The organism is Dactylosporangium sp. CA-092794 (genome assembly GCF_050948465.1).
Classification (GTDB): Bacteria; Actinomycetota; Actinomycetes; order Mycobacteriales; family Micromonosporaceae; genus Dactylosporangium.
Window position 1 is genome coordinate 6127066 of sequence record NZ_CP192044.1, and the last position, 23445, is coordinate 6150510.

The window sequence follows — 23445 nt, forward strand, 5'->3', positions numbered from 1 at the left end:
TGTCACCTCCCGTCCAGCGCCAGGTTCAACTCGAGGACGTTGACCGTGGGTTCGCCGATGAAGCCGAGGGTACGGCCGTCGGTGTGTGCCTCGACCAGCCTGCGCACCTGAGCTTCGGGTAGGTGGCGGGCGGCGGCGACGCGGGGGATCTGCAGGTCGGCGTAGGCGACGCTGATGTGCGGGTCGAGGCCGCTGCCGCTGGCGGTGACCGCGTCGGCGGGGACGGCCGGGTGGCTGGGGGCGGCGCCGCGGACCGGGGTGGTGATGCCGGTGCTGTAGTCCTGGCCGGGCTGGGCGCAGGTGACCGGGCGGCCCTGGTACTCGCGCAGGAACGGGGCGGCGGGACACGGCTCGTTGACGCTCACCGCGCGGTCGGGGTAGACGGCGAGGACGGCGCCGACGCCGCCCGGGGTGCAGTAGGGCCGGGATCCGTCCACGCCCTCGAACTGTCCGACCGCTCTGCTGCGGGTGCAGACCTGGGTGAGCAGGCTGGGTTTGCCGGGCCGGTCGACGACATTCTCCGGTCCGAGGTTGCTCGCCGAGGTGGCGGTCGGGTCGTAGCCGGCGCCGGCCGCCGAGGGCCGGGACTGGAAGTACCGCCGGATCGGATTGCCCCGGGCGTCGGTGAAGGACTGGCCGATGTGGGCGTGGCCGGACAGGCCGGGGATGCGGGCGGCGGCGACCATGAGCAGCGGGTAGGCCACGCCCAGCACGACGGTCAGTGCGATGAGGGCGCGGAGGGCGGCGAGGTGCTGGGCGAGCCAGGCTGGGAGGCGCATCACGAGATCCCCGGGATGGACATGATGATGAGGTCGATGAGCTTGATGCCGGCGAACGGCACGATGATCCCGCCGAGGCCGTAGACGAGCAGGTTGCGGCGCAGCATGGCGGCGGCGCTGGAGGGCCGGTAGCGCACGCCGCGCAGCGCGAGGGGGATAAGCGCCACGATGACGAGGGCGTTGAAGATGACCGCGGACAGGATCGCCGACTCCGGCGAGTGCAGCCGCATGATGTTCAGCCGGTCCAGGCCCGGATAGATCGCGGCGAACATCGCCGGGATGATGGCGAAGTACTTGGCGATGTCATTGGCGATGGAGAATGTCGTCAGCGCGCCCCGGGTGATGAGCAGTTGCTTGCCGATCTCCACGATCTCGATCAGCTTGGTCGGGTCGGAGTCGAGGTCGACCATGTTCCCGGCCTCTTTCGCCGCCGACGTGCCGGTGTTCATGGCCACGCCGACGTCGGCCTGCGCCAATGCCGGGGCGTCATTGGTACCGTCGCCGGTCATCGCCACCAGCTTGCCGCCCTGCTGCTCCCGTTTGATGAGGGCCATCTTGTCCTCGGGCGTGGCCTCGGCGAGGAAGTCGTCGACGCCGGCCTCCTCGGCGATGGCCTTGGCGGTGAGCGGGTTGTCGCCGGTGATCATCACCGTGCGGATGCCCATCCGCCGCATGGCGTCGAAGCGCTCCCGCATGCCCCGCTTGACCACGTCCTTGAGGTGGATGACGCCCAGCGTGCGGGCCGGCTCGCCGTGGAGGTGCTCGGCCACGACCAGCGGGGTACCCCCGGCCGTGGAGACCGCGTCCACAATGGACCCGACCTCGGTCGTGGGGCGGCCGCCGTGGTTGCGGACCCACTTCATGACGGCGGTCGCCGCGCCCTTGCGGACCTCGCGGCCGTCGACGTCCACCCCCGACATGCGGGTCTGCGCGGTGAACGGCACCCAGCTGGCCCCGGACACCTGGCGCTCGCGCAGGCCGTGGTGCTCCTTGGCGTACACCACGATGGAGCGGCCCTCGGGGGTCTCGTCGGCGAGGCTGGACAGCTGTGCCGCCTCGGCGAGGTCGCCGGAGGTCACCCCCTCGACCGGCAGCAGGTCGCCGGCCTGCCGGTTGCCCAGCGTGATGGTGCCGGTCTTGTCCAGCAGCAGCGTGTTCACGTCCCCGGCGGCCTCGACGGCCCGGCCGGACATGGCCAGGACGTTGCGCTGCACCAGGCGGTCCATGCCGGCGATGCCGATCGCGGACAGCAGCGCCCCGATCGTGGTCGGGATCAGGCACACCAGCAGCGAGACCAGCACGATCCCGGTGACGCCGTCGGCGGTCAGCGCCGCGCTGTCCGGCGCGAACGCCTGCACCCCCTTGGAGTAGATGGCCAGGGGCTGCAACGTGGCCACGGCCAGCAGGAAGATGATGGTGAGCGAGGCGAGGAGGATGTTCAGCGCGATCTCGTTCGGGGTCTTCTGCCGGTTGGCCCCCTCGACCAGGCCGATCATCCGGTCGATGAACGACTCGCCGGGCCGCTGCGTGATCTTCACGACGATCCGGTCGGACAGCACCTTGGTGCCGCCGGTGACCGCCGACCGGTCGCCGCCGGACTCGCGGATGACCGGGGCCGACTCGCCGGTGATCGCCGACTCGTCGACCGAGGCGATGCCCTCGATCACGTCCCCGTCGCCGGGAATGATCTGCCCCGCCTCGACGATGGCGACGTCGCCCTGCTTGAGCTCCTCGGCCGGGACGGAGCTGCCGTCGGCGAGGTGGGCCATGGTGTCCTGCTTGGCCTTGCGCAGCGTCTCGGCCTGGGCCTTGCCCCGGCCCTCGGCGACCGCCTCGGCGAGGTTGGCGAACAGCACCGTCAGCCACAGCCACACGGTGATCGTCCAGGCGAACCCGGTGGGCCGCGCGACCGCGAGCACGGTGGTGAAGACCGCGCCGACCTCGACGATGAACATGACCGGACTGCGCCACAGTGTCGCCGGGCTGAGCTTGCGCAGCGCGTCCGGGGCGGCCCGCAGCAGGGCGGCGGGAGTCATCGCACGCCCTCCGCGAGCGGGCCGAGCGCGACGGCCGGCAGGTAGGTGAGCAGGACGACGATGACCGTGACGCCAACGACCATGCCGATGAAGAGGGGTTGGTACGTCTTGAGCGTCCCCGTCGACGCCGGCACCGGCTGCTGCCGCGCCAGGGAGCCGGCCAGGCCGAGCACGAAGATGATCGGCAGGAACCGGCCCAGCAGCATGCACAGCCCCAGCGCCGTGTTGTAGAAGTCCGTGTTCACGGAGATGCCGGCGAACGCGGAGCCGTTGTTGTTCGACGCCGACGTGAACGCGTACAGCACCTCGGACAGCCCGTGCGCGCCCGGGTTGGCCATCGACGCCCGCGCCGTGGCCGAGCCCATCGCGACCGCCGTGCCCACCAGCACCAACGCCGGGGTGGTCAGCAGGTACAGGGACGCGAACTTGATCTCCCGCGCGCCGATCTTCTTGCCCAGGTACTCCGGCGTCCGCCCGACCATCAGCCCGGCCACGAACACGGTGATGACGGCCAGGATGAGCATGCCGTACAGCCCGGAGCCGACCCCGCCGGGCGCGACCTCGCCGAGCATCATGTTCAGCATCGTGATCATGCCGCCCAGCGCGGTGTAGGAGTCGTGGAACGAGTCCACCGCCCCGGTCGACGTCAGCGTGGTGGCGGCGGCGAACGTCGCCGACTGCGGCACCCCGAACCTCGTCTCGGTGCCCTCCGTCGCCGCCCCGGCCGCGGTCGGCACGGTACCGGCGTGGTGGAGCTGCAGCGCGGTGATGGTGATGACGCTGCCGAGCGCGAGGATCGCCATGATCCCGGCGATGGCCAGGCCCTGGCGCTGGTCGCCGACCATCCGGCCGAACACCCGCGGCAGGCAGAACGGGATCAGCAGGATCAGGAGGATCTGCAGCCAGTTCGTCCACCCGGTCGGATTCTCGAACGGATGCGCGCTGTTGGCGTTGTAGAACCCGCCGCCGTTCGTGCCCAGCTCCTTGATCACCTCCTGGGAGGCGACCGGCCCGCCGGTGATGTGCTGGGTACCGCCGGCGAGGGTGGTCACGTCGGTGCCGCCGGAGAGGTTCTGCACCATGCCCGCGGCGATGAACACGATCGTGCCGAGCACGGCGACCGGCAGCAGGATCCGCACGCACACCCGGACCAGGTCGACCCAGAAGTTGCCGAGCCGGTCGGTCCGGGAGCGGGCGAAGCCGCGCACCAGCGCCATGGCGACGGCCACACCGACGGCGGCGGAGGCGAAGTTCTGCACCGCCAGGCCCGCCATCTGCACCAGGTGGCCCATCGTCGACTCGCCCGAGTACGACTGCCAGTTCGTGTTCGTCGCGAAGCTGACCGCCGTGTTCCACGCCTGGTCCGGCGCGACCGGGGCGAAGCCGAGGCTCAGCCACAGGTGGTTCTGGACCCGCTGGAACAGGTACAGGAACAGGATCGACACCGCCGAGAACGCCAGGACGCTGCGCGCGTACACGCTCCACGACTGCTCGCCGTCGGGGTTCACGCCGACGGCGCGGTAGAGCAGCCGCTCCGCGCGCAGGTGCCGCCCGGAGGTGATCGCCCGGTACATGTAGTTCCCGAACGGCCGGTGCAGCACCACCAGGACCACCACGAGCGAGACGATGAACAGCACCCCGGCTGCCGTGGTACTCATCAGAACCGCTCCGGGAACAGCAGGGCGGCGATCAGGAACGCGGTCAGCAGTACCGCGAGCACAAGACCGGCGAGATTCTCGGCGTTCACAGCCGTCCCACCGCCCGCACCGCCAGGCCGAGCACCACGAACGCCGCGATCGTCAGCAGCACGTACACCAGGTCAGCCACCGGGCATCTCCCTCCGGCTCTTCGGCCAGTCAAGGACGGACGCCGGTTACTGCCCAGCCACGTAGGCGAAATCCCCTCCTTTCTCGACGCGTTCTGCACGCCATCCGCCTGACCGTCCCGCCGGGTCCGGCTTGGTCTAGGCTGGTACGCCGTGTCCGGGTTCGATCGGGTGAGCGCCGTCGCGCTGCGCAGCCGTGCCCTGCGCCGGCTCCCCGCGGCGCCGCCGCCCGAGCCGGGAACGGTCCGCCAGGGCCACGACACGCGTGTGCTCTCGCACGGCGGTCGCCGTCCGCGATCGGTGTTGCTGCTGCACGGGTACACCCACATGCCGGCCCAGCTCGACCCGCTCGCGGAGCGCTTCTTCGCCCGCCGGTACAACGTCTACGTCCCCCCGCGCCCGGCCACGGCCTGACCGACGAGGCCGCGCACGCCACCGTCACCGCCGCCGGCCTCCTCGCTGCAGCTCGACACCCTGCCGGCCGACCTGGGCCTCGGGCACGACATCGTCTCGGCGCACCGACACTCTGACCGACCGCTACCTAGCCCTGTACGAGGGCGGCCCCCGCTGAGGACTCCGTCCCAACGCCCCGGCACGACACGCCGGGCGCCGCTCGGCGCGGGGACCGGAAGTCTCCGTGATCATGCGCCTCTGGTGCTGGCACCAACGGTTTTTCATGATCACGGAGCGCTGATGTACTCCCGTGTACCGCAAGTCTCCGGGATCATGGCAAACCCGTGGTGCGGCCGTTGCGGGCATCATGATCACGGAGACATTCGTCCGGCCGGGGCCGCGCGGATCGGATGCTGCGCCCGATCGGCGGGCGTTCTGACGTGCATTATCGGGATAAATCATGATATGTCCGATAAGTCGGGCGCGCCAGCGCCCGACTTATCGGATGGGGCCCTCGCCGCCGGTCGGACGGGACGTCACCGCCACGGCCGCAGTGGGCGTCACCGCCACGGCGACCGGGCTCACAGCTGCAGGCGGTAGCCGATGCCCGGCTCGGTGACCAGGTGGCGGGGGCGGGACGGGTCGGCCTCGAGCTTGCGGCGCAGGTTGGCGAAGTGGACGCGCAGGTAGTTGGTCTCCGTCTCGTACTGCGGGCCCCACACCTCGCGCAGCAGCCGCCGGTGTTCGACGAGCTTGCCGGGGTGGCGGGCGAGGACCTCCAGCAGGTGCCACTCCGTCGGGGTGAGCCGGACCGGGGCGCCGTCCGGGCCGGTGGCCTGCTTGGTGGACAGGTCCAGGCGGAACGAGCTCGCCTCGACGACCGGGGCGGCCTCGGGCGGGGCGGCGCGGCGCAGGGCGGCCCGCATGCGGGCCAGCAGCTCGTCCATGCCGAAGGGCTTGGTGACGTAGTCGTCGGCGCCGGCGTCCAGGGCGGCGACCTTCGTCGGGCCGGCGTGCCGGGCGGAGAGCACGATGATCGGCACGGCGCTGTAGCCGCGGATGCCGGCGACCACGTCCAGGCCGTCCAGGTCCGGCAGGCCCAGGTCGACGATGACCAGGTCGGGCGGGTGGTGGGCGGCGGCGGCCAGGCCGGCCGCGGCGCTGGTGGCGGTCAGCACCTGGTAGCCGCGGGCGGCGAAGTTCAGCCGCAGGGCCCGCAGCAGGGGCTCGTCGTCGTCGACGATCAACACCTTGGTCATGCTCGCGGTAGCTCCACCGTCATCGTCAGGCCGCCGCCGGGGGTCTCCGACGGGGTCACCGTGCCGCCCATCGCCTCGGTGAAGCCGCGCACGATGGCGAGGCCCAGACCGAGGCCGTGGCCGCCGTGGTCGCCGCGGCGCTGGAACGGCTCGAACATGCGGGCGCGGTCGGGCTCGGGCACGCCCGGGCCGTCGTCGGTGACCAGCAGGCGGACCCGGTCGCCGGCCGGCTCGCCGGTGATCCGGACCCGGCCGGCGGCGCTCAGCGCGTTGGCGACCAGGTTGGCCACCACCCGCTCCAGCAGGCCGGGGTCGGCCCGGGCCAGCGGCAGGTCGTCCGGCACGTCGACGGCGACGCGCGAACGGTCCGGCAGGTGGAGTACCACCTCCGCGGCAACGGCATCCAGGGCGGTCGGCTCCGGCGTCGCCGACAGCACGCCGGCCCGCAGGCGGCTCAGCGACAGCAGGTTCTCCACCAGTGCGGTCATCCGGTCGGTGGCGTCCTCGATGGTGGCCAGCAGGTCGGCCTGGTCCTCCGCGGAGAACTGTACGTCGGGGCTGCGCAGGCTGGAGGCGGCCGCCTTGATCCCGGCCAGTGGCGTGCGCAGGTCGTGGCTGACCGCGTCGAGCAGGGCGGTGCGCAGCCGGTCGACCTCGGCCAGCTCGCGGGCCCGCGCGGCCTCGTCGGCGAGCTGCCGCCGCTCGTGCAGGCGGGCCGCCGCGGCGGCGAGCCGGCCGAGGGTCTGCCGGTCCTCGGCGAACACGGCCGGGCCCCAGGCATCCAGGTGTACCCCCAACGCGGCCTCGACGCTCAACGCCGGATCGCCGCCGGGCACCGCGCCGACCACCGCGACCCGGGCGCCGTGGTCGACCAGCGCCACCGCGTCCATCCGGTAGGCGTCGCGAACCTGGGCCAGGATGCCCTCCAGCGCGTCACCGGCCGACGGCGCGGCGCTGAGCTGGGCGAGCAGGCCCGACTCGACCTCGCGCCGGGCGACCGCGGCCCGCTGCCGGGCGACCACGTCCACGGCGAGCGCTACGGCGGCCGCGACCAGCGCATAGACGACGAGCACGATGACGTTGTCCGTGCTGCCGACTCTCAGGGTGTGGTACGGCGGGACGAAGAGAAAATTGACCACCGCATCGGCGATGACGGCGGCGACGAGCGCGGGCCACAGCCCGCCCGCGGCCGCGGTGGCGGCGACGGGGACGAGGAACAGCAGCGCCACCGACGCGAGCGACAGGTGCCCGCGCAGCGGCTCGAGCGCGGCCGCCGCGACGGCCGGCCCGAGAACGGCCACCGCGACCCCGACGCCGCTGCGCTTGCTCACCCGGCCATTGTGGCAGCGGATGAGCTCGGTGCCGGGCTGGAATGCAGCTGCCACGGTACGCTGATCACCATGACCTGCGGCTGGAACAGCAGCCGCGCCTTGAGCCGCAGCGCGCTCTGGTTGTGCAGCAGGTTCTCCCACCAGCGGCCGACGACGTACTCGGGGATGTAGACGGCGACCGCGTCGCGGGGCGCGCCGGCGCGCAGCTCCGCGACGTACTGCAGGATCGGGCCGGTGATCTCGCGGTACGGCGAGTCCAGCACCGCCAGCGACACCGGGATGCCGCGCTCCGCCCAGCCCTGCTGCAGCGCCCGGGCCTCGTCGGGCGCGGTGGCCACGGTGACCGCGGTCAGCGTGTCGGGCCGGCCGGCCCGGGCGAACGCGAGCGCCCGCAGGGCCGGGCGGTGCAGCCGGGACACCAGCACGACCGCGTGCACCCGGGCGGGCAGCACCTCGCCGTGCGGCTCCGGTTCCAGCTCGGCGCTCACCCGGTCGTAGTGGCGGCGGATGGCGCTCATCATCAGGTACAGCACCGGCATGGCGATCACCACGAGGTAGGCGCCGTGGGTGAACTTGGTGGCCAGCACCACGGCGAGGACCAGGGCGGTGCATAGCGCGCCGACGCCGTTGATCGCCCGGGCGCGGTGCAGCCGCCGGCGCGCCACCCGGTCCCGCTCCCGGGCCAGCAGCTCGTTCCAGTGCCGGACCATGCCGGCCTGGCTGAGCGTGAACGAGGTGAAGACGCCCAGGATGTACAGCTGGATGAGCCGGGTCACCGAGCCCTCGAACGCCCAGATCAGCGCGCCGGCGACCAGCGCCAGCAGCAGGATCCCGTTGGAGTAGGCGAGCCGGTCGCCGCGGGTGTGCAGCTGCCGCGGCAGGAACCGCTCCTGGGCCAGGATCGCGCCGAGCAGCGGGAAGCCGTTGAACGCGGTGTTCGCGGCCAGGATGAGGATGAGCGCGGTGGTGGCCTGCACGAAGTAGAACCCGGCCGAGTGCGGCCCGCCGAAGACGGCGGCGGCGACCTGCGCGATGACGGTGCGCTGCGCCCCGCTCGCGCAGTCGCCGGGGAACCCGGCCAGGTCGCAGGCGTTCTCGGCGACGTGGACCCGGGAGATCAGCGCGACCGCGGTCAGCCCGGCGAACATGGTGATGGCCAGCGTGCCCATGGCGGCCAGCGTGCGGGCCGCGTTCTCGCTCTTCGGCGGCCGGAACGCGGGCACGCCGTTGGAGATCGCCTCCACGCCGGTGAGCGCGGTACACCCGGAGGCGAACGCGCGCAGCGCGAGCAGCAGCAGCGCGAGCCCGGTCAGCCCGGAGTGCTCCGCGCGCACCTGCCAGCCGGCCGACTCGGCGACCGGGGCGTGCCCGATCGCGGCCTCGACGAGCCCGGCGACGACCATGACCAGCACACCGGCGACGAAGAGATAGGTCGGTACGGCGAACGCCTTGCCCGACTCGCGCACCCCGCGCAGGTTCATCGCGGTGAGCACGGCCACGAACAGCAGGTTGAGCCCGACCCGGTAGGGGTTCAGCCCCGGCGCCGCGGAGATGATGTTGTCCACGCCGGCCGCCACCGACACCGCGACCGTCATCACGTAGTCGACCAGCAGCGCGGCGGCGACGACCAGGCCGGCGGAGCGCCCGAGGTTGCGGGAGGCGACCTCGTAGGAGCCACCGCCGCTGGGGTACGCCCGCACGACCTGCCGGTAGGACAGCGTCACGACGGCGAGCAGCACCGCGACGGCCAGGGCGATCCACGGCGTGAGGTACAAATACGCCAGGCCGCCGATCGCGAGCACGAGCAGGATCTCCTGCGTCGCGTACGCCACCGACGACAGCGGGTCACTGGCGAAGATCGGCAGGGCCAGCCGCTTGGGCAGCAGCGTCTCGCCGAGCCGGTCGCTGCGCAGGGGCCGGCCGACCACCAGCCGCTTGAGCCAGGTGAGCACGTCCGAATCCAAGCGCGGCGCCCGGCCCCGGCCCGGTGCCGATACGCGTCCTTAGCGCCGGCGGCCCGGATATTGTCGCGTTCTTAACGCCGGGCGGGCGGGGCCGCGCGGGAGCCGCGGGAGTGCGAGAATCGCGCGCATGTCTGCTGATCGCCGGCTGGGCCGGCGCGCCGTGCTCGGGGCCGGGTTCGCCGCGTCCGTGGCCGCGCTCGCCGGGTGCGGCCAGGACGCCCCGGCCGCGACGGACGGCACGCCGTCGCCCGGCGCGTCCGAGGGCGAGGCGCCGCTCGCCGCCGGCGGCGAGGACGGCGGGTCCGCCGGGCTGGCCGCGGGCTCGGCCGGCCCCAGCGCGTCGGGCGCGGCCGGGCAGGTGCTCTCCGCGCCGTATAGCGCCAAGCTCGTCGACGCGCTGAAGAAGTACCTCGTGCCGACCTCCGACAACCCGAAGCACCCCGGCTACGCGGGCGCCGTGGTCCTGGTCAACGCCGGCGGCAAGGTCGTCACCCACGCCGCCGTCGGCGACGCGCTGCGCTACGGCGCCGGCCCGGTCGAACTGCCGGCGAACAAGCGCGTCGCGATGCGCCCCGACTCCATTTTCGATGTGGCGTCGGTCACCAAGGTCTTCACCACCGTCCTCGCCCTGCAGCAGGTCGACCGGGGCAAACTGGACCTGTCCGCACCGGTCGCGCAGTATCTGCCGGCGTTCGACGGCCCCGGCAAGGCGGCCGTCACGGTGGGGATGCTGCTCACGCACACCAGCGGCCTGCCGGTCGGCCCGCCGATCCCGGAGACGTCGAAGAAGCCCGACGTCGCGGCCCGGTGGGAGTTCATCCTCTCGCTGCCGCTCGCCGACGGGGTGGCGCCGGGCAGCCTGTTCCGATACACCAGCCTCGGCCTGCTGCTCACCCAGCAGATCCTGGAGAAGCTCACCGGCAAGCCGCTCGACCAGCAGGTCAAGTCCGAGATCACCGGGCCGCTGGGCCTGCGCGACACCGGGTTCAAGCCGCTGGGCTGGCTCAGCGCCGCCGACAAGGCCAACCGCCTCGTCGCCACCGACGCCCGCACCTCCCGCGGCCTGCTGCGCGGCACCGTCCACGACGACATCTGCAACGTGCTGGGCGGCGTGGCCGGCTCGGCGGGCATCTTCACCACCGCGTCCGACCTGTCGGTCATCGGCCTGATGCTGCTCGGCGGCGGCCAGTACAACGGCAAGCGGATCCTCTCCGACGCCATCGTCAAGCAGGCCCTCACCAACCACAACGCCGGCCTCCCCGCGACCGACGTCGACCGGCCCAACCGCAGCTCGACCCACGGCCTGGGCCTGGAGCTGGACCAGCCCTGGTTCATGGGCCGCCTGGCCTCGCCGGGCTCGTTCGGCCACACCGGCTTCACCGGCTGCGAGCTGGTCGTCGACCCCCGCCGCAAGCTCGTGCTGGTGCTGCTCACCAACCGCGCCCACCCGAACTGGAACTGGGCCAACCCCGACCCCACCCGCGTGGCGATCGCCAACATCATCGCCGACGGCAGCTAACGCGTGTCTGGTACGTCGTCGGCCCGCCGATCGTTGGTCACGTCCGCCGGCGCGGTGGATGAGCCTGGCGTGTCCGCCACAGATCGGCACCGGCACACCCCCTGATGCGCCGCGTGCGGTCCGGGGTGGCCGGCCCGCAGCCGCCGCGCTCACCCGCACCCCGGCGCCGCCCAGGAACCGGCGCCGCCCGGAAACCGGCGCCGCCCGGAAACCGGCGCCGCCCGGAAACCGGCGCCGCCCGGAAACCGGCGCCGCCCGGAAACCGGCGCCGCCCGGAAACCGGCGCCGCCGGCCGCCATGCCCGCCGGCGACCAAGCGGTGGCCGCCCCAACACGCTCGGGGCGGGCGCGATCGCACCCGTCGTGCGCTACACGCCGCGCGGCATGGCGCCGCGACCGGAAGTCTCCGTGATCATGCGCACCCGGGCATCGACACCAAGGGTTTTTCATGATCGTGGAGTGCTGATGTACCCCTGTGTACCGCAAGTCTCCGGGATCATGACAAACCCGTGGTGCGGTCACCGCGGACATCATGATCACGGAGACATACGTCCGCCCCCGGCCGCACGGATCGCCGGTTGCGCCCGCCTGGTGCGACGTCCGCACCGCACCGCACCGCGCCGCCCCGGGGCCGGCGCTGACCGCTTGTGCCCCCACCGGTGGCCACCGATGCCCAGCCCGCGACGCGGCCGCCTGACGATCAACTAGCACGATCAGGGCACTTGCCTCATACACCACACCAGCGGACGTGACCCCGCCCGCCGCGGCGCCCCGCCGGCCCTGCGCCGCGCTCGGCCCGGTGGCAGGGCGTCGGCGTCGGCATCGGCTCGGTCCCCGTCCGCCACAGCGCACCGCCGGCCCTGCGCCGCGCTCGGCCCGGTGGCAGGGCGTCGGCATCGGCCCGGTCCCCGTCCGCCACAGCGCACCGCCGGCCCTGCGCCGCGCTCGGCCCGGCGGCAGAGCGTCGGCCGCGGCACCGGCTCGGTTCCCGCACCGCCGCAGCGCACCGCCGGCCCTGCGTCCCGGTTCGCGTGAGCCCGGGCAGGCGCGAGCGGACATCCTCGCGGAGTTGCCGGCGCTGGCCGCGGTGCCGTGGGGCGGGGCGAGATCGACGTGCGGGCCCGCGCCGTGCCCCCCGCCCGGATCTCGCCGGCGTGGACCGACCGGATCGTCCTCCGTGGCCTGAACCGCCGCCGGGCGGGCTGCGGGGCGGCCGGGGTCAGGTCAGGCCGGCGGAGACCAGGGGGCGGCGGGCGGCGACCGGCTCGGCGCGGCGTAACAGGGCGCGCAGGCGGGGGACGGAGAACACGGCCGGGTCGATGAGCGCGGCCAGCTCGCCGAGGCGTCGCCGCTGCGGCCAGGTGCAGGACAGCCGGGGCACGCGGCCGGTGCGGTCGCGGGCGGCGAGCAGCACGGCGGCGACGGCCGGCACCACGTCCGGAGCGGTCACCCGCAGCGTCGCCGCGCCCCAGGCGGCCTCGCCGCGCACGAACAACACACGCCCGGCAGCCGCTGCACGCACCACCGCCGGGCGCCCGCGGGCCGGTTCGAGCAGGACCGGCGGGTGGCCGGCGGGCTCGCCGCGCGCGGCCATCGGGCGGGCGGTGGCCTCACCGTGCGCGGGCATCGGGCGGGCGGTGGCCTCACCGCGCAGGACTGTTGGGCGGCCGGGGGCCGGTTCGTGCAGGACCGGCGGGCAGGCGGCGGACGGGCCGCCGGGGGTGACGATGAGGCGCAGCGCCCCGTCGGGGAGCTGGCCGTCGCCCAGGACGATCCACGGGGTCGGGGTGCCGGCCAGGCCGTCGAGCAGCCAGGCGGCCGCCGGGTCGAGCGTCACGGTGTTGTGCATGCCGGTCACGCTGCCACCGGCCGGGCGTCGGCGTCCCGGGGCTTGACAGGATCCATACGACGGCTCGCCCGTTCTTGACGGAGCCCTGACGCCGCAACGGCTCGCGCCTGCGGATCGCATCGGGGAACCCTGGCGGCGGCCCTGGGCGGTGCCGGCGTCGCCCGTCGCTGCCCGCCCGCGTGCCACCCCCTGCGGTGACGGCCACCGCGAACCCGGGCCGTGGCCACACTCCAGCGATGGGCACACGCGGCAGGGCGGTGGTGGGCCGGCCCGCGCGCTGAGGCGTCGAGCGAGGAGGACGGCCGAGCGGATCAGGGACGTGCGGGTGAGCAGAGCGCCGAGTTTCTTGAGCACGGCGGGGACGCTACCGCGGGGGTACGACAAAAACCGGATAGGCTGAGATCCGGTGCGCCGGGAAGTCTGGTCGGCATTCGTTGCGGGCTGGGCGGAGGCGGCTGGAGTGCGAAGCGTCGAGACTGTGCTGGCGTTGATGGCGCTGGCGACCGTCGTGGCCGTGTCGGCGCGCAGGCTGAGCGTGCCGGCGCCGTCGCTGCTCGTGGCCGCGGGGGTGGCGGTCGGCCTTCTGCCGTGGGTACCCCGGATATCCATAGACCCTCAGGTGGTCGCGCTGGTGGTGTTGCCGCCGCTGCTCTACGCCGCCGGTGAGGACCTGTCCTGGCGCGAGCTGCGCCGGGTGTGGCGGCCGGTGACGATCCTCGCGTTCGGGCTCGTGCTGGCCTCGGCGGCGGCGGTCGGAGTGGTGGCGGCGGCGGTCACCGGGCTGCCCGCGTCGATGGCGTTCGTCCTGGGGGCGATCCTGGCCAGCACCGACCCGGTGGCGGTCACCGCGCTCGGGCGGCGGCTGCCGCTGCCGGCCAGGGTGCACACGCTGCTGCAGGGCGAGAGCCTGTTCAACGACGCCACGAGCCTGGTGCTGTTCCGGGTCGCGGTGGGCGGTGCGGTGGCCGGCGGCGCGCTGTCGGCGCCGGTCGCGGTGGGGCAGTTCGTGCTGCTCGCGGGCGGGGGAGCGGCGGTCGGCGGGGCGGTCGCCGGGTGCGTGGCGATCGTGCGCCGGCGCACCGAGGACCCGGTGCTGGAGACGGTGATCGCGCTGCTCACACCGTATGTGGCCTATGTCGCCGCGGAGACCGCGCGGGTCTCCGGCGTGACCGCGGTCGTGGTCGCCGCCGTCATCCTCGGCGGGCTGTCCGAGCGGCTGACGAACCCGGGCATCCGGTTGCAGTTGCACGCGGTGTACGGCACCGTCGTCTTCCTGCTGGAATCCGTCGTGTTCGCGGTCATCGGGCTGATGCTGCCCGGCCTCGTGGCCGACGTCGCCGCCGATCCGGGGTGGCTGGCGGTGGAGGTCGTCGCGGTCGCGCTGACGCTGCTGGCGATCCGGTTCCTGTGGGTGCTGCCGCTGGCCGCGTTCCTGCCGTCGCCGCCCGGGCGGCGGCTGTCCTGGCGTACCGCCGCCGTCGTGTCCTGGGCCGGAGCCCGAGGCGTGCTGCCGCTGACCGCCGCGCTCTCGCTGCCGCTGGTGACCGGCGCGGGCGGCGCGCTGCCCGGGCGGGAACTGGTCGTCACCATCACCGCCGCGGTCGTCGTGCTCACCCTCATCGTGCAGGGTTTCACGCTCGGTCCCCTGGTCCGCCGCTCCGGCGTCGTGGCCGACGGCGCCGGCGTGCGGGCCGAGGAGGTCCTCGCCGACGTGCGCACGGCCCGGGCCGCCCTCGCGAGGCTTGATGAGTTGGCGGCGGTACCCCCGGAAGCCGCAACGGCACTCCGCCGCGCCCTGCAGCGGCGCATCGACGAGCATCCGGAGCCGGGCGAGGAGCACCTGTCCCTTCGTGCGGTGCGGCGCGAGCTCATCGAGGCCGAGCAGCGCGAGCTGCGGCGCCTGCACGAGCGCGGCGAGATCGGCGACGCCACCCGCCGCCGGGTGCAGCGCACCCTGGACCTGCGGGACTCCGCGCTGGGCGAGGAACAGTAACCGTGGAGGAGCCGCGCCCCGTCATACGTGTGTGAAGGACGATGAGGCCAAGTTCCGGGACTTCGTCGGCGTGCAGCTCGAACCGCTGCGCGGCCTGGCGTACCTGACCTGCGGCGACTGGCAGGCCGGCGAGGACGCGGTGCTCACCGTGCTCGCCCGGCTGTACGTCAAATGGCGCCACATCGACAACCCGATCGCCTACGCCCGCACCGCCGTGGTGCGGGCGGCGATCGACGAGACCCGGCGGCCCTGGTGGCGGCGCGAGGAGGCGGCCGGCGACGCGCTGCCCGACCGGCCGCTGCCCGACGACCTCACCGGCGAGGTGGACGAGCGGCTGCGCGTCCGGGCGGCGCTGCTGCGGCTGCCCGCCCGGCAGCGGGCCGTGCTGGTGCTGCGGTTCCTCGAGGGGCTCGGCGTCCAGCAGACCGCCGAGGCGCTGCGCTGCCCGGCGGGGACGGTCAAGGCGTACACCTCGCGGGGCCTCGACGGGCTGCGCCAGATCCTCGGCACCGACGTGTCCATCGACGACCAGACGGAGGGTCTTCATGAGGTCCGATCTAGCTGAGCTGCTGCGGGATGCGCGGTCCGCGGTCCCGCCGCCCCGCTTCGACGTCGAGGAAGCCGTCGCGGCCGGGCGCCGGCTGCGCGCGCGGCGCCGGGCCGGCTGGGCGGCCTCGGTCACCGTCGCCGTCGTGGCCCTGGGCATCGGGGTCGCGGTGAGCCTGCCGCGGGCCGGCGGGGTCACGGCGGAGACGCCCGGTTCGGTCGCGCCGCAGTTCGACTACCCGGCCGACCCGATGACCGGCAACATCGCGCCGTACCAGACCAACGGCGTCCTGGTCACCGGCACCCTCCACGTCACGCCCGGGTACCAGGCCGCCCAGGTGGTGCGCCCGGGCGACCTCGGCCCGCCCACGGGTGTCCTCGTGGTGTACCGCCCGGGCGCCTTCGACCCGTCCGGCTTCGGCCGCGGCGAGGCGGTCACGGTCGCCGGCCACCCCGGCCGCTTCATGCCCGTCACCACCCTCACCAGCACCGGGCGGTCCGGCCCCGCGCTGGCCTGGCAGTACGCCGACAAGGCCTGGGCGGTCGTCTCCTCCAACAACCCCGAGCGGGACCTGACCCGCGACGAGCTGCTCGCCGTCGCCGCCGGCCTGCGCTCCGGCCCGGCGCGGGTCCCCGCGGTGGGCTTCAGGCTGGGTTTCGTGCCCGCCGGCTTCACCGCGCAGGACGCCGGTCGGGCCGACGAGGGGCTCGGCTCGTCGGCGCCGGGGGAGTCGTTCGTCCGGCTGGTGCAGGGCGGCGGGGGGTACACGAAGCTGCAGCGGCCGGTGATCGACGCGCCCGTGGTGCACGGTGACAAGCTGCCGACGATCGACCTGAACCTATACCCGTCGTGGTGGTTGGCGCACCCCGGTACCCCCCGGAAATCCGTCTGCGCCGAGACGAGCGTCTGCTCGGTCGCCTCGCCCGACGGCGCGTGGGTGGTCCAGGCCCGCGGCGGCGGGACCGTGCCGGACGCGCAGCTGCTCAAGGTGCTCGACTCGGTCACCTTCGCCGACCCGAACCGGCAGACGACCTGGTTCCCGTTGGCCACGGCGGTGCCGCAATCCTGACGCCGCGTGGTTGACCGCGTACGGACGGTCCCGGGTCGGCGGCCCGGGACCGCTCGCGCCCGCCGGAGTGGTTTGATGCCAGAGGACACGCACTACCGACGGGACGGCCATGCGCATCGCGATCCTCGACGACTACTCCGACACGCTCCGCACCCTGCCCTGCTTCACGAAACTGGCCGGCCACGACGTCACCGTGTTCACCGACCACGTGCAGGACGCCGGCGCCCTGGCCGAGCGGCTGCGCGACATCGAGGCGCTAGTGCTGATCCGCGAGCGGACCAGGATCGAGGCGGCGCTGCTGGAGCGACTACCCGGGTTACGACTGATCAGTCAGTTCGGGGGGTACCCGCACATCGACGTCGCCGCCTGCACCCGCCACGGCGTCGTGGTGAGCTCCGAGCTGAGCGGCGGCGGGACGTCCCACGGCACCGCCGAGCTGACCTGGGGCCTGCTCATCGCCGCCGCCCGCCGCATCCCGCAGCAGATGGCCTCGCTGCGCGCCGGCGGCTGGCAGGAGAGCGTCGGCACCACCCTGCACGGCAAGACGCTGGGCATCCTCGGCTACGGCCGGATCGGGACCGCCGTGGCCGGCTACGCGACCGCCTTCGGCCTGCGGGTGGTGGTCTGGTCGGGGGAGGAGAGCCGGCGCCGGGCCGCGGCCGACGGGCACGCGGTCGCCGAGAGCCAGCGGGCGCTCTTCGCCGGCAGCGACGCCGTCAGCCTGCACGTCAAACTCACCGACGCCACCCGCGGCATCGTCACCGCCGCCGACCTGGCCGCGATGGCGCCGAGCGCGATCCTGGTCAACACCAGCCGGGCCGGGCTGATCGAGCCGGGCGCGCTGCCCGCCGCCCTGCGCGCCGGTCGCCCGGGCGTGGCCGCCGTCGACGTGTTCGACGCCGAGCCGCTGCACGACCCGCAGGACCCGCTGCTCAGCCTCGACAACGTGGTCGCCACGCCGCACATCGGCTACGTGACCCGGGAGGACTACGAGCGCCAGTTCGCCAGCGCCTTCGAGCAGATCGTCGCCTTCGCCGGCGGTGAGCCGATCAACGTCGTCAATCCGGAGGTGCTGGCGATGCGACAGTGACCGATGCCAGGCCCGGCTCGCCGTCGGTCACCGGCGGCGGCGCCGGGAGCGTGAAACAGATGCGGGCGCCCGAGGTGTAGGACGCGTCGAGCCAGATGCGGCCGCCGTGGTGCTCGACGATGCGCTTGCAGATGGCCAGCCCGATGCCGGTGCCCGGGTACACGTCGCGAGGGTGCAGCCGCTGGAAGATGACGAAGATCTTCTCCTCGAACTGCGGCTCGATGCTGATGCCGTTGTCCTGCACCGCGAAGCGCCACATCGCGCCGTTCGGCTCGGCGGTGATCTCGTTCCCGCTCGCGCCGCCCGCCCGCCCGCGCCGCCCGCCCGCCCGCGCCGCCCGCCCGCTCGCGCCGCCCGCTCGCTCGCGCCGCCCGCCCGCCCGCGCCGCCCGCCCGCGCGGCCCGCTCGCGCCGCCCGCCGGCGCGGCCCGCTCGCGCCGCCCGCCCGCCGGCGCGGCCCGCCCGCCCGCGTCGCACCCTGCGGTGCCCGCTGCGGTGCTCGCCGCGCCCCCGCGTCGCACCCTGCGGTGCTCGCCGCGCCGCTCCCTGTTGGTTGCGAGTCTGCTCGCGTCGAGTTGGCTGGCGGCCGCCCGTCAGTTGCCGCGGGTCCGGTCGCTGGTGCGGTCGCGGGCGGCGTTGCGGCAGAAAGTCTCCGCGATCATGCGCTGGTCGTCGCGGTTGCGCCTGTTTTTCATGATCGTGGAGTGTGAATGTACTGATAGGTACCATAAGTCTCCGTGATCATGAAAAACCCGTGGTGTCGAGGCGCTGAGTGCATGATCTCGGAGACTTTCTGCCGCGCCGCCGCCGCTGTCTGGCGCCTATCGCGTTAAATCGTGAAATGTCCGATAAGTCCGGTGACGGAGTCGTCGGACTTATCGTGATCGAGGGAACGGGCGGGGTTAGGCGTGGACCTTTGACTTCAGGCGTTCGCGTAGGCGGAGGCGGCCGCCGCCCGTGGTGGTGCAGTGCATGTCCTCGCCGAGGTGGGAGTACGGGGTCAGCAGGCCGTCGCGGAGCATCGGCAGTAGCTGGGCGCGGTGGCGGATCAGGGCCGCGACGGCGGCCAGCAGGTAGACGGCCGACAGTGCGAGCAGCTCGCGCTCGTGCCACGCTCTCGGGACGACGGCGCCCAGGGCGAACTGCACGAAGAACAGGCCGGCCAGCAGGGCGGCGGCGCGGACGCTCAGCGTGAGGCCCAGCAGCAGGGCGATGGCCAGCAGGGACTGGGAAGCCGTGAGCAGCAGCTCGCCGCGCTGGGCGGGGGCGATCGGCAGGCCCGACCAGCCGCCGCTGGAGGCGGCGAACACCGCCGGCAGCGTGCCGACCAGCAGGGTCCACTGGTTGACCTTCGAGGAGACCAGCGCGCCGAGGGCCTCCGTGGTGTGCAGGCGCCAGGCGTACAGGCCGGCGACGAGCAGCTCCGGGGCCTCCGAGGCCAGCGGCGCGACCCACTGCACCAGCAGGAACTGGCTCATGCCCAGCTCGGAGCCGGTGTCGACCAGGGCGTCGGCGAACGGCTCGGCGGAGAGCAGGATGACGACGGCGGCGACGATGAACAAGGTGGTGACCGTCAGCCGGCGAGGGACGCGGGGCATGGCGCCGACCCAGGCGGACGGGCCGATCAGGTCGGGCTCGCCGGCCGGGGCGCGCGACACGCGCCAGCTGTAGGCGACGAACACGGCGACCAGGACGGCGGTGTCCCACAGGGTGAGGGTGCGCTTGAAGGGCAGCAGCAGGCAGTAGAGCGACGCGATCGTCAGGAATGCCAGGGGTACCGCGTCCGCGCGGCCCAAGCGGATCCCGCGCGCCTTCGAGCGGTGCCAGGCGATGAGCACGACCAGGACCCAGCCGACGCCGACCAGGATGCGGTTCGCGCCGGTCATGTTGGCCAGGGCCAGCGAGCACGCGGGGGTCGGGTCGCCCGGTGGCGCGCAGGCGGCGCCGTGCTGCTGCGCGGCCGCGCCGCCGCGCCAGGTGAACACGAAGTCGACCGAGTACTCCGGCAGGACGGCGATCAGTGCGAGTACCGCCACCGCCAGACCGGCCGACACGTCGACCTGCGCCGCCTCGGCCGCCCACGCCAGGATGAAGGCGGCCCCGACGATCGCGCCGCCGAAGCAGAGCGCGGCCAGCGGGGCCGGGGGATCGACGCCGGCGATGGCGATGACCACGCCCGGCACCGTGGCCGCGAGGGCGAGCAGGCCGGAGACCGGCGGTCGTCGCATGTGCTGGGACTCTACCGGGCGCTACACCGCCGCGGCCGCGGCGCGCCCGGCGGTGCGGCCGGAGAACAGGCAGCCGCCCAGGAAGGTGCCTTCGAGGGAGTTGTACCCGTGCATGCCTCCGCCGCCGAAGCCCGCCACCTCGCCGGCCGCGTAGACGCCGGGTAGCGGGGTGCCGTCGGCGCGCAGCACGCGGGCGTCGAGGTCGGTCTGCAGGCCGCCGAGCGTCTTGCGGGTCAGGATGTTCAGCCGTACCGCGATCAGCGGGCCCGCCTGCGGATCGAGCAGCCGGTGCGGGGCGGCGACGCGCACCAGCCGGTCGCCCCGATAGGCCCGCGCGCCGCGGATCGCGGTGATCTGGGCGTCCTTGGCGAAGCCGTTGACCACCTCGCGGTCGCGGGCCTCGATGACCTCGCGAATCGCGGCGGCATCCAGGGGTACCTCCGGCTCGAGCCGCTGCATCCCGGCGACCAGATCGTCCAGGGTCGCCGCGACCACGAAGTCCTCGCCGTTGCGCTTGAACGCCTCGACCGGGCCGGGCGCGCCGGGGCGCACCCGCTGCAGCACCTGGCGGACGCTGCGGTTGGTGAGGTCGGGGTTCTGCTCGGAGCCCGACAGCGCGACCTCCTTCTCGATGATCTTCTGCGTGAGGACGAACCAGCTGTAGTCGTACCCCGTCGCCATGATGTGCCGCAGGGTGCTCAGCGTGTCGAAGCCCGGGAAGCACGGCGCCGGCAGCCGGCGGCCGGTCGCGTCCAGCCACAGTGACGACGGGCCGGGCAGGATCCGGATGCCGTGGTTCGGCCAGATCGGGTCCCAGTTGCGCAGGCCCTCGGTGTAGTGCCACATCCGGTCCGGGTTGATGACCCGGCCGCCGGCCGCCTCGGTGATGCCGAGCATCCGGCCGTCGACGTGGGCCGGCACGCCGGCGACCATCCGCCGCGGCGGGGTGCCCAGCCGGGCCGGCCACGCCTGGCGCACCAGGTCGTGGTCGCCGCCGATGCCGCCGGAGGTCACGATGACGGCCGAGGCGGACAGCTCGAACTCGCCGACCGCGACCCGCGAGCTCGTCTGTCCACGTTGGACATCGCTGGGCTCCAGGATCGTGCCGCGGACCGCGCCGCCGGGGAGCAGTTCGTCGACCCGGTGCCGGAAGCGCAGCTGCACGCGGTCGCTGGCGAGCACCCGGCGCGCGAACGGTTCCACGACGCCGGGGCCGGTGCCCCAGGTGATGTGGAAGCGCGGCACCGAGTTGCCGTGGCCGTCGGCCGGTCCGCCGCCGCGCTCGGCCCACCCGACCACGGGGAAGATCCGGTGCCCCATGGCGCGCAGCCAGGCACGCTTCTCGCCGGCGGCGAAGTGGACGTACGCCTCGGCCCAGCGCCGTGGCCATTCGTCCTCGGGCCGGTCGAACTGCGCGCTGCCCAGCCAGTCCTGCCAGGCCAGCTCCACCGAGTCGCGGACTCCCATCCGGCGCTGCTCCGGCGAGTCCACCAGGAACAGCCCGCCGAACGACCAGAACGCCTGCCCGCCGAGGGACTGCTGCGGCTCCTGGTCCAGCAGGATCACCCGTTTGCCCGCGTCGGCCACTTCGGCCGCGGCGACCAGCCCGGCCAGGCCGGCCCCGACGACGATCACATCCGCATCCACGTCGATGAGGCTAATCGCCGCGAGTACGTAGGCTTGTTACGTAGGAAACCTACGTAGTATGGTTACGTAGTGACTACCCCAGACGCGGCATCGACCGCCCGGGATCTGATCGTGGTGTTCCGCCGGCTGCGCGTCCGCCTGCGGCAGGTGTCGTCCGGCGGGCTGACGCCCTCCCAGGCGGCGGTGCTGATCCGCCTGAACCGCGACGGCCCGTCCTCGACCACCGTGCTGGCCCTCGCCGAGGGTGTCCGCTCCCAGTCGATGACCGCGACGCTGAACGCGCTGGAGGAGCTCGGCCTGATCGAGCGGGCCCCCGACCCCGAGGACGGCCGCCGGCAGATCATCACGCTCAGTGAGTCCGGCAAGCGGCGGGCGGTCGAGGAGAAGGCCGGGCGCAACGAGTGGCTGGTCCAGGAGATGGACCGGCGGTACACCCCGGCTCAGCTCGCCACCATCACCGAGGCGGTCGCCCTGCTCGGCGAGCTGGTGGAGGAGTGACGGCCGCGGCGCCGCCGGCCGGCGCCCGGTTCGACCGCAAGCTGATCGCCCCGATGATCCTGGGGTCGATCCTCAACCCGATCAACTCCTCGATCATCGCCGTCTCGCTCGTCCCGATCGGCAACGCGTTCGGCGCACCCACGTCGCAGACGGCATGGCTCGTGTCGGCGCTCTACCTGGCCACCGCGATCGGCCAGCCGGTGGTGGGGCGCCTGGTCGACCTGTTCGGCCCCAAGCGGCTGTTCCTGGCCGGCGCGGTGCTCACCGCCATCGCCGGGGTGCTCGGCACGCTCGCGCCGAGCCTGATCGTCCTCATTATCGCCCGGTTCATCCTGGGCCTGGGTACGTGCGCCGGATACCCGTCCTCGATGCTGCTGATCCGGCTCGAGTCGCAGCGCACCGGCCTGGCCAGCCCGGCCGGCGTGCTCACCGCACTCTCGGTGTCCAGCCAGACCATCGTCGTGATCGGCCCCACCCTCGGCGGGCTGCTGATCAACCTGGGCGGCTGGCGGACCACGTTCGCGATCAACGTCCCGCTGGCCGTGGCGAGCTTCGTCGTCGCCCTGGTGTACCTGCCCAGCTGGACCCGCCCCACGCCCGAGCGCACCTCGCGGGCCGCCTCGCTGGACTATCCCGGCATCGGACTGTTCGCGGTCACGATGGTGGCGCTGCTGCTGTTCCTGATGAACCCCGGCCTGAGCCACGCCTACCTGGCGGCGGTCACCGTCGCGGCCGCGACCGCGCTGGCCTGGTGGGAGCTGCGCACCGCGGAGCCGTTCATCGACCTGCGGCTGCTCGGCGGGAACAAGCCTCTCCTGGCCACCTACGCCCGCAACCTGCTGGCGTTCACCGTCAGCTATGCCTTCCTCTACGGGTTGACCCAGTGGATGGAGGACAGCCGCGGGCTCAGCGCGGCCGGCACCGGTCTGCTGCTGATCCCCATGTCCGTGGTGGCGATCGCGACCTCGGCGCTGACCGGGCGGCGCCCCGAGATCCGCGGCAAGCTCATCGTCGGCGCGGCGACCCAGCTGATCGGCTCCGCGCTGCTGCTCCTGCTCGACGGCGGCTCCCCGATCTGGCTGCTCGTGCTCACCGCCGTGGTCATCGGCATCCCGCAGGGCCTCAACAGCCTCGCCAACCAGAACGCCGTCTTCCACCAGGCAGACCCCGACCGCCTCGGCTCGTCGTCCGGGCTGTTGCGCACCTTCATGTACCTCGGCGCGATGGTCGCCGGCGCGGCCAACGGCGCGTTCTTCGGGCACGCCGCCGACACCCGTGGCCTGCACCGCATCGGCATGCTGCTGGTCGTCGTCGCCACCCTGTTCCTGGTGCTCACCGTCGTCGACCGTTCGCTGGCCCGGATCGGCCGGCCCGCCGAGCAACCCGAAACCGAACCCGGTCTCGCCCCCGCGCGCTGACC

General features: G+C 73.5%; 19 protein-coding genes. 8 read left to right on the forward strand and 11 right to left on the reverse strand.

Features of this window, described 5'->3' with window-relative positions:
• Positions 1–2 precede the first annotated feature (2 nt).
• The 4 genes from ACQPXD_RS25825 to kdpF are packed head-to-tail and all read right to left on the reverse strand — an operon-like array spanning position 3 to position 4562.
• On the reverse strand, positions 3–779 hold the full coding sequence (locus ACQPXD_RS25825; RefSeq protein WP_432842864.1) for a potassium-transporting ATPase subunit C: 777 nt from the start codon (positions 777–779) through the stop codon (positions 3–5).
• The gene (gene kdpB, locus ACQPXD_RS25830; protein ID WP_432842866.1) at positions 779–2815 is read right to left on the reverse strand and encodes a potassium-transporting ATPase subunit KdpB; all 2037 of its coding nucleotides are present in this window, start codon (positions 2813–2815) and stop codon (positions 779–781) included. The genes ACQPXD_RS25825 and kdpB overlap by 1 nt, the downstream gene beginning before the upstream one ends.
• A complete protein-coding gene (gene kdpA / locus ACQPXD_RS25835) occupies positions 2812–4473 on the reverse strand; it encodes a potassium-transporting ATPase subunit KdpA (RefSeq protein WP_432842868.1) in 1662 nt (553 codons plus the stop codon). Before kdpA ends, kdpB begins: the two co-directional genes overlap by 4 nt.
• Positions 4473–4562: a K(+)-transporting ATPase subunit F gene (gene kdpF / locus ACQPXD_RS25840; RefSeq protein ID WP_432842870.1), complete on the reverse strand. Its 90-nt coding sequence runs from the start codon at positions 4560–4562 to the stop codon at positions 4473–4475. Before kdpF ends, kdpA begins: the two co-directional genes overlap by 1 nt.
• 231 nt (positions 4563–4793) lie before the next feature.
• Here kdpF and ACQPXD_RS25845 point away from each other — a divergent pair, with 231 nt between their 5' ends.
• Positions 4794–5054, forward strand: coding sequence for a hypothetical protein (locus ACQPXD_RS25845; RefSeq protein WP_432842872.1), 261 nt, complete (start codon positions 4794–4796; stop codon positions 5052–5054).
• A gap of 560 nt (positions 5055–5614) precedes the next feature.
• On the opposite strand, the gene ACQPXD_RS25850 is transcribed toward ACQPXD_RS25845, so the two are convergent.
• From ACQPXD_RS25850 to ACQPXD_RS25860, 3 genes are read right to left on the reverse strand one after another with little or no spacing between them, the layout of a single operon-like run.
• Complete coding sequence (locus ACQPXD_RS25850; protein WP_432842874.1) at positions 5615–6292, reverse strand: response regulator; 678 nt, start codon at positions 6290–6292, stop codon at positions 5615–5617.
• Positions 6289–7623 carry a sensor histidine kinase gene (locus tag ACQPXD_RS25855; RefSeq protein WP_432842876.1) on the reverse strand — a complete coding sequence of 445 codons (1335 nt, stop codon included), beginning with the start codon at positions 7621–7623 and terminating at the stop codon, positions 6289–6291. Before ACQPXD_RS25855 ends, ACQPXD_RS25850 begins: the two co-directional genes overlap by 4 nt.
• On the reverse strand, positions 7620–9575 hold the full coding sequence (locus ACQPXD_RS25860) for an APC family permease (RefSeq protein ID WP_432842877.1): 1956 nt from the start codon (positions 9573–9575) through the stop codon (positions 7620–7622). The genes ACQPXD_RS25855 and ACQPXD_RS25860 overlap by 4 nt, the downstream gene beginning before the upstream one ends.
• Positions 9576–9714: 139 nt before the next feature.
• Between ACQPXD_RS25860 and ACQPXD_RS25865 the strand changes: the two genes are divergently transcribed.
• Positions 9715–11106, forward strand: a complete 1392-nt coding sequence (locus tag ACQPXD_RS25865; protein WP_432842879.1) for a serine hydrolase — start codon at positions 9715–9717, stop codon at positions 11104–11106.
• 1218 nt (positions 11107–12324) lie between these two features.
• Here ACQPXD_RS25865 and ACQPXD_RS25870 read toward each other — a convergent pair.
• Entirely contained in the window at positions 12325–12954 is a 630-nt protein-coding gene (locus ACQPXD_RS25870) for a hypothetical protein (RefSeq protein WP_432842881.1), read from the reverse strand.
• A 460-nt stretch (positions 12955–13414) separates the two neighbouring features.
• Between ACQPXD_RS25870 and ACQPXD_RS25875 the strand changes: the two genes are divergently transcribed.
• The 4 genes from ACQPXD_RS25875 (at position 13415) to ACQPXD_RS25890 (ending at position 17653) form a co-directional block, all read left to right on the forward strand.
• Positions 13415–14947: a Na+/H+ antiporter gene (locus ACQPXD_RS25875; protein WP_432842883.1), complete on the forward strand. Its 1533-nt coding sequence runs from the start codon at positions 13415–13417 to the stop codon at positions 14945–14947.
• 31 nt (positions 14948–14978) lie between these two features.
• Positions 14979–15512 carry a SigE family RNA polymerase sigma factor gene (locus tag ACQPXD_RS25880; protein WP_432842885.1) on the forward strand — a complete coding sequence of 178 codons (534 nt, stop codon included), beginning with the start codon at positions 14979–14981 and terminating at the stop codon, positions 15510–15512.
• Positions 15493–16563: a hypothetical protein gene (locus ACQPXD_RS25885; RefSeq protein WP_432842887.1), complete on the forward strand. Its 1071-nt coding sequence runs from the start codon at positions 15493–15495 to the stop codon at positions 16561–16563. The genes ACQPXD_RS25880 and ACQPXD_RS25885 overlap by 20 nt, the downstream gene beginning before the upstream one ends.
• Positions 16564–16672: 109 nt before the next feature.
• Entirely contained in the window at positions 16673–17653 is a 981-nt protein-coding gene (locus ACQPXD_RS25890; protein WP_432842889.1) for a D-2-hydroxyacid dehydrogenase family protein, read from the forward strand.
• On the opposite strand, the gene ACQPXD_RS25895 is transcribed toward ACQPXD_RS25890, so the two are convergent.
• The 3 genes from ACQPXD_RS25895 to ACQPXD_RS25905 all read right to left on the reverse strand — a co-directional run bounded on the left by ACQPXD_RS25895 (position 17622) and on the right by ACQPXD_RS25905 (position 21527).
• A complete protein-coding gene (locus ACQPXD_RS25895) occupies positions 17622–18173 on the reverse strand; it encodes a sensor histidine kinase (RefSeq protein WP_432842891.1) in 552 nt (183 codons plus the stop codon). The genes ACQPXD_RS25890 and ACQPXD_RS25895 overlap by 32 nt on opposite strands.
• A 381-nt stretch (positions 18174–18554) precedes the next feature.
• Positions 18555–19880, reverse strand: coding sequence for a sodium:proton exchanger (locus tag ACQPXD_RS25900; protein WP_432842893.1), 1326 nt, complete (start codon positions 19878–19880; stop codon positions 18555–18557).
• A gap of 21 nt (positions 19881–19901) precedes the next feature.
• The gene (locus tag ACQPXD_RS25905) at positions 19902–21527 is read right to left on the reverse strand and encodes an FAD-binding dehydrogenase (protein ID WP_432842895.1); all 1626 of its coding nucleotides are present in this window, start codon (positions 21525–21527) and stop codon (positions 19902–19904) included.
• Between the two features lie 69 nt (positions 21528–21596).
• Between ACQPXD_RS25905 and ACQPXD_RS25910 the strand changes: the two genes are divergently transcribed.
• Complete coding sequence (locus ACQPXD_RS25910; RefSeq protein ID WP_432842897.1) at positions 21597–22025, forward strand: MarR family winged helix-turn-helix transcriptional regulator; 429 nt, start codon at positions 21597–21599, stop codon at positions 22023–22025.
• The gene (locus tag ACQPXD_RS25915; RefSeq protein ID WP_432842899.1) at positions 22022–23443 is read left to right on the forward strand and encodes an MFS transporter; all 1422 of its coding nucleotides are present in this window, start codon (positions 22022–22024) and stop codon (positions 23441–23443) included. The genes ACQPXD_RS25910 and ACQPXD_RS25915 overlap by 4 nt, the downstream gene beginning before the upstream one ends.
• Positions 23444–23445 lie beyond the last annotated feature (2 nt).

Bases quoted from the DNA above. Each gene is read 5' to 3' on its own strand.
- ACQPXD_RS25900 (WP_432842893.1), bottom strand. From the start codon at position 19,880: ATGCGACGACCGCCGGTCTCCGGCCTGCTCGCCCTCGCGGCCACGGTG.
- ACQPXD_RS25825 (WP_432842864.1), bottom strand. From the start codon at position 779: ATGCGCCTCCCAGCCTGGCTCGCCCAGCACCTCGCCGCCCTCCGCGCC.
- ACQPXD_RS25885 (WP_432842887.1), top strand. From the start codon at position 15,493: ATGAGGTCCGATCTAGCTGAGCTGCTGCGGGATGCGCGGTCCGCGGTC.
- kdpB (WP_432842866.1), bottom strand. From the start codon at position 2,815: ATGACTCCCGCCGCCCTGCTGCGGGCCGCCCCGGACGCGCTGCGCAAG.
- ACQPXD_RS25890 (WP_432842889.1), top strand. From the start codon at position 16,673: ATGCGCATCGCGATCCTCGACGACTACTCCGACACGCTCCGCACCCTG.
- ACQPXD_RS25870 (WP_432842881.1), bottom strand. From the start codon at position 12,954: ATGCACAACACCGTGACGCTCGACCCGGCGGCCGCCTGGCTGCTCGAC.
- kdpA (WP_432842868.1), bottom strand. From the start codon at position 4,473: ATGAGTACCACGGCAGCCGGGGTGCTGTTCATCGTCTCGCTCGTGGTG.
- ACQPXD_RS25850 (WP_432842874.1), bottom strand. From the start codon at position 6,292: ATGACCAAGGTGTTGATCGTCGACGACGACGAGCCCCTGCTGCGGGCC.
- ACQPXD_RS25865 (WP_432842879.1), top strand. From the start codon at position 9,715: ATGTCTGCTGATCGCCGGCTGGGCCGGCGCGCCGTGCTCGGGGCCGGG.